General features: G+C 60.1%; 3 protein-coding genes. All 3 read left to right on the forward strand.

Translation table 11 applies throughout. The features are described 5' to 3' along the window. Positions 1–528: type IV pilus twitching motility protein PilT (locus tag JX325_RS15620; RefSeq protein WP_204791977.1), on the forward strand; the 528-nt coding region annotated here is incomplete at its 5' end. Between the two features lie 49 nt (positions 529–577). Then, positions 578–1,786 carry a type II secretion system F family protein gene (locus JX325_RS15625; RefSeq protein WP_204791978.1) on the forward strand — a complete coding sequence of 403 codons (1,209 nt, stop codon included), beginning with the start codon at positions 578–580 and terminating at the stop codon, positions 1,784–1,786. A 76-nt stretch (positions 1,787–1,862) separates the two neighbouring features. Continuing rightward, positions 1,863–2,183: type IV pilin protein (locus JX325_RS15630; RefSeq protein WP_204791979.1), on the forward strand; the 321-nt coding region annotated here is incomplete at its 3' end.

Consider the following 2,183-nt stretch of genomic DNA (forward strand, 5'->3'; position numbering starts at 1 on the left):
ATTCTCGTGGGCGAGATGCGGGACCTGGAGACCATCGAGACGGCGCTGACCGCCGCCGAGACGGGGCACCTGGTTTTCGGCACCGTCCACACCAATTCCGCCGCCGACTCCATTGACCGCATTGTGGACGTGTTCCCCGCCGAGCGGCAGCAGCAGATCCGCCTCCAGCTCTCCATGTCCTTAAAAGCCGTTCTCAGCCAGCAGCTTTTGCCCAAGGTGGGCGGGGGCCGGGTGCTGGCCTGTGAGGTGATGAAGACCGACGGGGCCATCCGGAACCTGATCCGGGAGGGCAAGACCCCCCAGATCGCAAACTCCATCCAGACCACCGGGGCCCTGGGGAACATCCTGATGGACAAGGCCCTGCACGCCCTCTACGCCGCCGGGACCATCAGCAAGGAAACCTTCGAGAGCGCCCTGAGAGACCCCGGCGTCAAAAACTCCGCTCCATTGCGTCCGGCTTCGCCGAACATCCATTCCGCTCCGTTTCCTCCGCCTCCTTCAAGGGGGAGCAGGCTCCCCCTTGAGTAACCCCCACCCCCGCGGGGGACGAGAGACGCGGGACGAAGGGAGATAATGTATGCCCACCTACAAATATGAGGGCGCTTACGCCAGCGGCGAAAAAGTCTCCGGCGTGGTGGAGGCCGTCAGCCGCACCGACGCCGTGAACCAGATCCGCCAGAGCTGCGAAATCGTCCTCTCCATCAAGGAGGTCCCCAAGTCCGCCGCCCGGGACCCCCTGTCCAGGCTCCAGAAAATCAGCGCCAAAAGCCTGTCCCTCACCTGCCAGCAGTTCGCCATCATCTTAAAGGCGGGCCTGCCCCTGGTGCAGACGGTGGATTTGGTGGCGGAGCAGTGCCCGGACAAGAACCTCTCCGCCCTCCTCCGGCAGGTGTCCGAGGACGTGTCCAACGGCTGGTCCCTGAGCTACAGCCTGGAGCAGCGGGGGGCGAAGTCCCTGCCCGTCACCTTCCGGGAGACCGTCCGGGCCGGGGAGGAATCCGGCGATTTACAGGCGGCGTTCCAGAGAATGGCGGACTACTTCGAGAGGATGAACAAGACCCACGAGAGCGTGGTGTCCGCCCTGACCTATCCCATGTTCGTCATTCTGGTGGCGGTGGTGGTGGTGGCGATTATCATGCTTTACGCCGTGCCCACCTTTGTGGGAGTGTTCGAGGGCATGAGCATCGACCTGCCCTGGCCCACCAGGGTCCTCATCGCCATGAGCGGTTTCTTCCAGAAATATACCCTGGTTCTAGCGGCCCTCGCCGCCTTGGTGGTCTTCGCCGTGCGGCTCTATGGGACCACGGCAAAGGGAGGGGCTGCCCTGGCTAAGATGCAGCTTGGCATACCCGTCATCGGCAGCGTGGTCCGCATGTCCAACTCCAGCCAGTTCGCCCACACCATGAGCATGCTCCTCACCGCCGGAATGCCCATCCTGCAAGCCATTGAGGTCTCCGGCAAAACCATGTCCAACCAGTGCATGTCCCAGGAGGTGCTGGGCACCCTCCCCGGCGTGGAGGGCGGACGGCCCTTTGGGGAGTGCCTGGAATACACCAGGGAAATCCCGCCCATGCTGGTGCAAATGACCTCTGTGGGCGAGGCCACCGGCTCCATGGAATCTACGCTGAAGGTGCTGGCAAGCTACTATGACAACGAGACGGACCTGAAAACCAAGCGGGCCATCGCCCTGCTGGAGCCGTCCATTATTGTGGTCATGGCGGTGCTGGTGGTGCTGATTCTGTTCGCGGTTTATCTGCCCATGTTCAGCATGTACGGCAGTATGTAAACGGTATTCTGAGCCCACGCCAACCCGGGCTCTGGGTATAGAAACTTCTATGAAATTGAAAGAGAGGTACTTATTTATGGAACAGTTGAAGGCCAAGCTGAAAAAGCAGGGCGGCTTCACTATGGTGGAGCTTCTGATCGTGGTGGCCATCATCGCCATTTTGGTGGCGGTGTCTATTCCGATGATGAACAGCGCGTTGGAACGCTCTCGCCACGCTGTGGACCAGGCCAATGTTCGTGATGCTATTGGCCTTATTTCCGTCAAATATACGACTGACCCAGATTCTTTTAAGGGAACAGGAGCTGTCACTAAGTACGCATATTGTGTAAACAAAGATACCCATCAGGGTTATTTATCTACAACTGAGGTAGGTGTTACCCCTGCATGTACTTGTGCT

This window comes from Oscillibacter sp. CU971, from assembly GCF_905219725.1.
Classification (GTDB): Bacteria; Bacillota; Clostridia; order Oscillospirales; family Oscillospiraceae; genus Oscillibacter.

Excerpts from the sequence above, each read along its gene's own strand:
- JX325_RS15625 (WP_204791978.1), top strand. The coding sequence starts at position 578 with ATGCCCACCTACAAATATGAGGGCGCTTACGCCAGCGGCGAAAAAGTC.